The organism is Streptomyces sp. NPDC104831 (assembly GCF_055583025.1).
Window position 1 is genome coordinate 1 of sequence record NZ_JBVJOT010000054.1, and the last position, 7235, is coordinate 7235.

Sequence of the window (7235 nt, forward strand, 5' to 3'; positions counted from 1 at the left end):
GGCGGCAGGAGCCGCAGCGGCGGCACACCCAGCTCGATGACGAACCGACCGCCGGGCTCCAGATGCCGTGCGGCGTTGCGGAAGCACTCGACCTGTGCGTCCTGCGTCAGCAGGTTCGTGATGGTGTTGTAGACGAGGTAGACCAGGGTGAACCCGCCGGGCACGACGGTGGTGGCCATGCGCCGGGGTACCGGCCGTCGAGGTCAGACCAGGATGAGGGCGAACACGATGATGAGGACTGCTACCACGCCCAAGGTGATCCAGACGGCTTTGCCGCCCCGGTGGGGCTGCGGAAGCGCTCCTTCTCGGGGGCGGTCCTCAGGTAGGTCAGCGCCCTCCGGGCGGTCATGTCGGTAGAACTCGTCGTCGCCCATGAACATCGACCTCCCTCGAACTCCACACCGAGTTCCCTCGTCGGTGGTGCCGAAGCCCCCCTGCCGGGTTCCGTTCCCGGAACGTAGGCGCAGGCATCGAGGTGCTTCCCAAGGACCTGGCGCAGACGGCACCAAGCCATAGCCCGCCGCTGCCACTACCGAAGGGGAACCAGCGCAGGCAACGATCTCCGGCCGGAGTACCACCTGGTGCCCGGTTCCCGGTGCCTGGGCGGAATCGGCCACCCTTCCGCTCACCGCCAACGGCAAGGTCGACCGGCCGCGCCGCCGCCGCACCTCGGCCGGCTCGCCGAGACCACCACCGGCATCCTCGACGACGCCGGGGCGGAGGGCACCGTCAGTGCACGTCACCCCGCAGGGCGGAGCGGGTCTTGGACGAGAATGCTGTGTGTCCCGGGCACCTGTGCCGCCAGCCCCGGGGGAAGGATCCGGACGACGCTGCCCTGGCACCCCGGGACGTTGTGGACACGGACGGGAACGTCCGTGAAGTTGAGCACGGTGGACAGCTGCACGACCTCGTAGCAGCCCAGCGGGTGGTCGCGCACGACTCCGCCGATGCGTAGGAATCCGTTCGTGGCGGACGCCGGGCCGGGAAAGGCGAGCGCGAGCAGTCCGGCGGCCGCGAGTACGGTGAGTGTCGAGCTGGTGCGACGCATGGCGCGCCTCCTCATGGCCGGGCCGGAGGGTGTTCCGGCCCTGCACATGACCGTACGGAACTGGGCGGGTACTGCATCCCGGTGCCGTCCGGACGGGCGACGCCGGGCACCCGTCCGCTCGGCGCCGCGCGACCGGGCCGCGCCCCGGGAGGGGGGTCGGCCCGGTGCGGTCGTAGTTCGACCGTCCGGTCGTCCGGCAGGCGGAAGCACGGTCAGGCGCTCGCACCGTCCTCGAAGGTTCGGCCGGTGCGCGTCAGTTGGTTCAACGGGCATTCGCCTGGGTTGGTGCGGTGCCGGGGTGTGCCTTGCGAGGATGTCGGCCCGGCTGGGCGGGGCGGGGCGTTCAGTCGTGGATGCCGCGGGTGATCAGTGCCGTCTTGAGCGCGCGCATGGCGTAGTAGGTGCGTGACTTCACCGTGCCCGGCGGGATGCCCAGGAGGTCCGAGACGTGGGCCACGCTGAGGCCGCGGAAGTACACGACGTGCAGGATTTCGCGCTGCCGGCTGGTCAGGTCCGCCAGTGCCTCCCGCACCAGCTGCGCGGACAGTACCCGGTCCGTGTCGTCGCCGACCGGGATGACCACGTCGTCCAGTTGATGCGGCACCTTGGGGCGCACCGCCCGCGCCCGGTGCTCGTCGATCACCAGGTTCTGCAGGACGCGGAACAGCCACGGCCGGATACCGTCGGCGGAGAGGCTGAGCGAGGGGCCGTGGCGCCAGGCGCGTACGGCGGTTTCCTGCACCAGGTCCTGGGCGCGGTCCCAGTCGTTGTCCAGACGACGGGCCGCGTAGGCCAACAGCGCCGTCCCGTGCTCGGCGTACAGCTCGCGGACGAAGCGCTCGGCGTTCGCGTCCTCGTGTCGTACGAAGGCCCGCGGGGCCGTGGAGCCGGTGCGCTCGGCGGTCAGGACGGTCGTCTGCCGGGTGTTCATGATCTCTCCCCGTGATGGGTGGGCGTCCGCTCACCGGCGCCGCGTGACCTCCGCCGGCGGATGCTCGCGGCAGTCGTCGCCGGGTGGGCCGGACGTGGATGACGCAGGCCGGTCGCCGTGGAGCCGGCGGAGCGGCGGCTGCGATGTGCTCAGCCTGCGGCATGACCTGTCCCACCGGTGGCGCTCACCGCGTATCGGGGATGGGTGGAACGCCGAAACCGCGCCCCACCTGCGGGAACGCCGACGGCGTGGGACGCCGTCACGGGATGCGGAACCGGCTGTTCGGCCTCGGTCGGCCGCCGGGGCGGGGCTCGGTCGGGCCGGCGCGGGACGCTTCGACGGGCGGTCGTGGTGCGTTGGTGCGGCGACCGTGGGTGCGCCGCACCCGGCCGTCACAGGAGGGTCAGCCAGCAGGCCAGGGCCAGGCACAGGCAGATCGTGAGGTGGACCCACCGGTGGTGCAGGACGACGGCGACGAACTCCCGCATGGTCGCGTTGGGCCGGAAGTAGGACGCCGTGGGGGCGCCGAGGACGTGGGCGTCGACGCCCACGCTCCGGGCGATGATCGCGGCCCGGAAGGCGTGGAAGTCGTTGGTGACGATCGCGCAGCGGTAGCCGTTGCCGCGCTGCTCCATGACGGCCTTGCTGTTGCGCAGGTTCTCCTCGGTGGTGGCGGACTCCGCCTCACGCAGCAGGTTCCCGGCCGGCACCCCGCGCGCCGCCAGGTAGTCGGCCATCGCATGCGCCTCGGGTACGGCCTCGTCCGGGCCCTGACCGCCGGACGTGATCAGCACGGGCTCACTGCCCCGGGCCACCTGGGCCTCGAACACCGCGTGCGCACGGTCCAGCCGGGCGGCGAGCAGCGGCGGCACCCGGTCACCGCCGGTCAGGCCGGACCCGAGGACGACGATGTAGTCGAGGCCGGACGGTACGGCCAGGCGGCTGTAGGCGTAGCCGTACACGGTGAAACAGAGGAAGAGGAAGCCGAAGTAGCAGGTGAGCAGCGTCGCGATGACGACGGCGACGACCAGCGCGAACTGCTCGGTCATGAACGCCACCACGGTCAGCACCAGGAGCGACAGGAGCCCGAGCCCTGCGACGAGCGTCAGGAGGTTGGCCGGGCGGCTGCCCTCCTTGCGTACCATCCGCACCCCGTTGCCCATCAGCAGGCAGCAGACCAGCAGTACGGCCAGCCCTCCCAGGACCGGGCCGGTCAGCCAGGTGTCGTCCAGGGCGTGGTGGAGGACCAGGAGGTCCGGTCCGTGGGCCACCGCCATGAGCGTGAGGAAGATGCCGAGCAGCACGGCGTTCGCGAAGCGCCTCGCGTCGGCGATGACACCGATGACGAACAGCAGCAGCGCGACGGCGGCCAATATGTCGATCAGCACCCTTGACTTCCTTGGTCGGCCGGGACCGTACGGGCCCGGCAAGGTCGGAGACGGCCGTCAGCCGGCCGCCCAGAGCTGCTTGTCGCCGCACTTGTCGCAGTCGAAACCGACCGGCCCGGTGTACCGCTGCTCCGCGGGCGTTGCCGTCAGGACTGGCGAGGTGGCAGCGGTTCACGGTGGGGTGCCGCGGCGCTTCTTCTGCACGGTGACGCGCTCGCTTCCCCGGGCGGCCTTCATCGCTTGCAACGGCGGACCGGCCGGGCTGGTTCATCCCGCCGCGGTCTTCCGTCTCCGCTTCCCGGCTTCCCGGCGGGCGTGCTCCGGCGCGCGGTGCCCGGCGAGTCGGGTCCCGGGGCGCCGCGGGTCCGGCGCGCCGACGCGGTCACCGCCCGGGCGGTCACCGCGTCGGCGTCGTCGGTCCCCTGAGCGGTGTCCGCGCGCCGGCGGGCCAGGACGCCGGACCGTGGGCGGCCTGCCGCCGCCGGTGAGGGCTCGCCGCACGAAGCCGGGCGGCGGCGCCGTCGCACCGAACCGGCCGGGGACCCGGGCCGCGCAACAGGTGTGCGGTCCCGTGCAGAGGGCGTCCTCGGACTGCCGTCCCGTTCGTCAGCCGCAGCCCGTTCCGGGCGGGAAGCAGTCGTCATGCACACCCCTTCACCGCCCTGAGGACGTACGGCCGCCCGCCAGGCGGCGCCCCGGGCGGCCGTTCCACGATGCCGCGGTGCCCCGCTCGGGCCCCGCCGCGGTCGTCACCCGGCCTGCGCGGGCACCTGTTTCATCCCGTCGACCACGGCGCGGCGCAGAATGGCACTGGTGAACAGGACGGTTCCGGGCTCGACGAGTTCTTCCTCCGGGCCGCGGACCTTGCGCACCTGGACGGATCGCTCGCCCAGGAACACATGGGTCTTGCCGTCGAAGATCCACTCCTCGCGCTGGCCGCTGGTCTCGTCCAGCCGGGCGACCGCCACGCCGTGCCGGCCCGCGGCGTCCACCGCGTCGTTCACGGTGACGACGCCGGGGATCTTCGCGGCGGCCTTGAACAGCGCTTTGGAGAGCGCGGGCGGCGGGTAGTTCTCGCCGAGCAGGTCACCGATCGTGGTGAACGCCTCCTGGTCCGGTGAGTTCCCCTGGCCCTTGGTCTCCTGGTAGATCTTCGACAGGAGCGCGTCGGGATCGGTGGGCAGCTTGGCCAGGTAGTCGTACGACGGGTTGTTCAGGCCGGCGACCGGGGTGTTGCCCTGCTCGTCGGGGAGACTGAGGGTCTCGCCTTCGGGGCTGTCGTTGACGGCGGGATCGATCAGCCATCCCTTCGTCCCGTCGGCGGAGGGCCACACCTGACGCTTGTGCAGTGGGTAGCCGGCCAGGCTGCTCTTGTCGTCGACGGTCTTGACGAAGGTGTCGGCCGTCTTGGACTCGATGTACACGTACTGGCCCGCTCCGACGGCCGGATGGTCGTCCTCCGCCGCCGCCAGGGAGACCTGGTCGAGCAGCCGGGCCACCCGTCGGGGCTGGTGGCGCCGAGCCGCGTGGTCAAGGCCGGCCCGGCGGTGAGCCGGCCGGATCCGTCCCCGCCGCCGTCCGCGCCGGACATCGCGGTCCCGGCGACGACGGCCGCGGCCAGGACGGCGGCGAGGGCGGGCAGGGCGATCACCGGGCGGGGCAGCCGCACCCGGCGGTCCTTCGCGGGGGCGGGGGAACCGTCCTGCGTACGCCGTGCCTGTTTTCTCCCACTCGGCCGGGCCGGGCCGGGGCGTGTTCGCGTTCATCGGTTTCCTTCCTGTGTGGGCCGGACGGTGTGGATCCGATCACCTGTTGTCTGTCGCCCGGTCACCCCGGCTTCCCGTCTGCTGCGGTCTTTTTCGGCTGATCCGGCCGGCCCGGTGCGCGTCGCGTGGAGTACGAGGTCCTCCGGGGCGGCGCCGGCACCCGCTGCCGGCCCGGCGGGACGGGCGAGTTCGGCGTCCGCGAGGGAGCGCAGCTTCTTGCGGGCGCGGGACAGCCGGGAGGCGACCGGGCCCACCGGAATCCCGAGCGCCTTCGCCGCGGCCTCGTAGTCGAGTCCTTCTCCCCCCGCAGAGCGCGATGACCTCGCGTTCGGGTCTGCGCAGCGTGGCGAGCGCCCGGACGGTCACGGCCAGTCTGCGGTGGTCGTCGATCTGTTCGGTCACCTCGTCCGTGTGGTCCGGCACGTTCAGCTCGGCGGCCGCGGTGGCGAGGGCCGCCCGCCGGTACCTGCGGTTGCTGCGGTACTGGTTGCGCGCCGTGTTGGTGGCGATGCCGGGCAACCAGGGGCGCAGCGAACCGCCTTCGGAGTCGATCCGCAGGCGAAGCCGCCACGCCTCCATGAAGGTGGCGGCCATGATGTCCTCGGCCGCCGACCAGTCGGCGGTCAGCCGGAAAGCGTGGTTGTACACGTCACGGGCGTGACTGTCGAACAAGTCGGCGAACGCGGCTGGTTCCCCCGCCCGTAGCCGGGCACGCATGTCAATGCTTACTTCTGGAACCTGTCGGAAGTCCGGCTCCGCTTCCCGTGATCCGCGTCATGTCGATGGCGTGCTCGGCCGGTACGGAAAGCGTGAAGGGGCCGACGCGCCAAGGCGCCGGCCCCGAGAACACGAAAGGACACGGGCGGTTACGGCTTGAGGACCGCCTCGTACGCGGCCGCCGCCATCGCGAACTGGCCGACCGAGTTGGGGTGGGCCGCCAGGGTGTCCCCGCCCGGGTTCAGGGACTCGATCCACCGGGTGTCGCGCGGCCGGCACATGTCGTGTCCCATGGTGACCGCGTAGGTGTCCGCGAACCGCACGGCCCGGTCACCGGCCGCGGCCCGGCGTTGCAACGCCCGGTTGAGCTTCTTCGTCACATCGCGCAGGAAGGCGAAGTCGCCCTTGGCGAAAGGGACTTCGGTGCATCCCGTGCCGCTGTTGGGGAAGAGCGCCGGGTAGCCGACGACGACCACCTTCGCGTCGGGGCTGCGCCGCCTGATGTCGGTGAGGGCGTCACGGACTCGGCCCTCGACCGTGTTGACGCGTTCACCGAGCACGTCCTTGCCGCCGGCCGTGAAGTGCTTCTCACACGGGCTGCCGGCCGGATCGGAGGAGGCCACGAGCGCGCAGGTGGCCAGCACACCGGTGAAGCCGACATCGTTGCCGCCCAGCGTCAATGTGACCAGCTTGGTGTTGCGAGTCAGGGCGTTCAGCTGCGCGGGCTTGGAGCCCTGCGCGTTCCAGAGGGCGGCCGTGGTGGCGCCGGTGCAGGTGACGTTCTTGAAGGTACGGCCCTGACCCGCCGAGGTGCGGGAGAGGACGGCGGCGTAACCGGCGGTGGTGCGGTCGCACGCGGCGTCCGTGACCCCGGGAAGCCCGGCGCCGGAGGCGTAGGAGTCGCCGAGCGCGACATAGTTGGGGCCGTCGGCCGCGGAGGCGGCGGAGGCGGACGGAGCGGCCCCGGTGGACAGCAGGGCGGCCCCGGCCACGGTGATCGCCGCGAGGGTCCGGTGTGCGGGCAGCGACCGGCTGGTGAAGTGCGTCATGGTGCCTCTGGTTCGTAGGGTCGGTGGGGAGCGGTCGGTGGGGGAGCGGGACGTCTTGCGAGCGGGGCGGGCCGCACCCGTCGGCCGCGCTCCCGAAGCCCGGGCACCCGGCGGGTCCGCCCGCCGTGGGCGCTCCGTGCACCTCAACGGCGGGTGTCCCGGCATCCGGTGGGTCCGCTCGTGGTGGGCGTTCCGTGCACCACGACGGCGGGGTGCCGGGGCCGGTTCACCGGCGGTGCCGGCCCGCCCTGGCGGGGGGGGGGGGGGGGGGGGGGGGGGGGGCGGCGCGCAGGGAGGGGGGGGGGGGGGAGGATGAGCACACGCCAGAGAAGAGGG

The 7235-nt window shown here is 72.4% G+C and carries 6 protein-coding genes and 2 pseudogenes; all 8 read right to left on the reverse strand.

Going from position 1 to position 7235, the window contains the following annotated elements:
• Positions 1-179, reverse strand: a pseudogene (locus ACZ63H_RS30155) (SAM-dependent methyltransferase); the annotation flags it as partial.
• A 24-nt stretch (positions 180-203) separates the two neighbouring features.
• Positions 204-374, reverse strand: coding sequence for a hypothetical protein (locus ACZ63H_RS30160; RefSeq protein WP_469870456.1), 171 nt, complete (start codon positions 372-374; stop codon positions 204-206).
• Between the two features lie 365 nt (positions 375-739).
• A complete protein-coding gene (locus ACZ63H_RS30165; RefSeq protein ID WP_469870458.1) occupies positions 740-1048 on the reverse strand; it encodes a hypothetical protein in 309 nt (102 codons plus the stop codon).
• A 343-nt stretch (positions 1049-1391) separates the two neighbouring features.
• Positions 1392-1979 carry a sigma-70 family RNA polymerase sigma factor gene (locus ACZ63H_RS30170; RefSeq protein ID WP_469870460.1) on the reverse strand — a complete coding sequence of 196 codons (588 nt, stop codon included), beginning with the start codon at positions 1977-1979 and terminating at the stop codon, positions 1392-1394.
• Between the two features lie 392 nt (positions 1980-2371).
• The gene (locus tag ACZ63H_RS30175; protein ID WP_469870462.1) at positions 2372-3367 is read right to left on the reverse strand and encodes a YdcF family protein; all 996 of its coding nucleotides are present in this window, start codon (positions 3365-3367) and stop codon (positions 2372-2374) included.
• A 749-nt stretch (positions 3368-4116) separates the two neighbouring features.
• Positions 4117-4866: a CU044_5270 family protein gene (locus tag ACZ63H_RS30180; RefSeq protein ID WP_469870464.1), complete on the reverse strand. Its 750-nt coding sequence runs from the start codon at positions 4864-4866 to the stop codon at positions 4117-4119.
• Between the two features lie 263 nt (positions 4867-5129).
• Positions 5130-5850, reverse strand: a pseudogene (locus ACZ63H_RS30185) (RNA polymerase sigma factor).
• 149 nt (positions 5851-5999) lie between these two features.
• The gene (locus ACZ63H_RS30190) at positions 6000-6899 is read right to left on the reverse strand and encodes an SGNH/GDSL hydrolase family protein (RefSeq protein ID WP_469870466.1); all 900 of its coding nucleotides are present in this window, start codon (positions 6897-6899) and stop codon (positions 6000-6002) included.
• Between the last annotated feature and the right edge of the window lie 336 nt (positions 6900-7235).

Coding starts and splice junctions, on each gene's coding strand:
- ACZ63H_RS30160 (WP_469870456.1), bottom strand. CDS start 374: ATGGGCGACGACGAGTTCTACCGACATGACCGCCCGGAGGGCGCTGAC.
- ACZ63H_RS30165 (WP_469870458.1), bottom strand. CDS start 1,048: ATGCGTCGCACCAGCTCGACACTCACCGTACTCGCGGCCGCCGGACTG.
- ACZ63H_RS30170 (WP_469870460.1), bottom strand. CDS start 1,979: ATGAACACCCGGCAGACGACCGTCCTGACCGCCGAGCGCACCGGCTCC.
- ACZ63H_RS30190 (WP_469870466.1), bottom strand. CDS start 6,899: ATGACGCACTTCACCAGCCGGTCGCTGCCCGCACACCGGACCCTCGCG.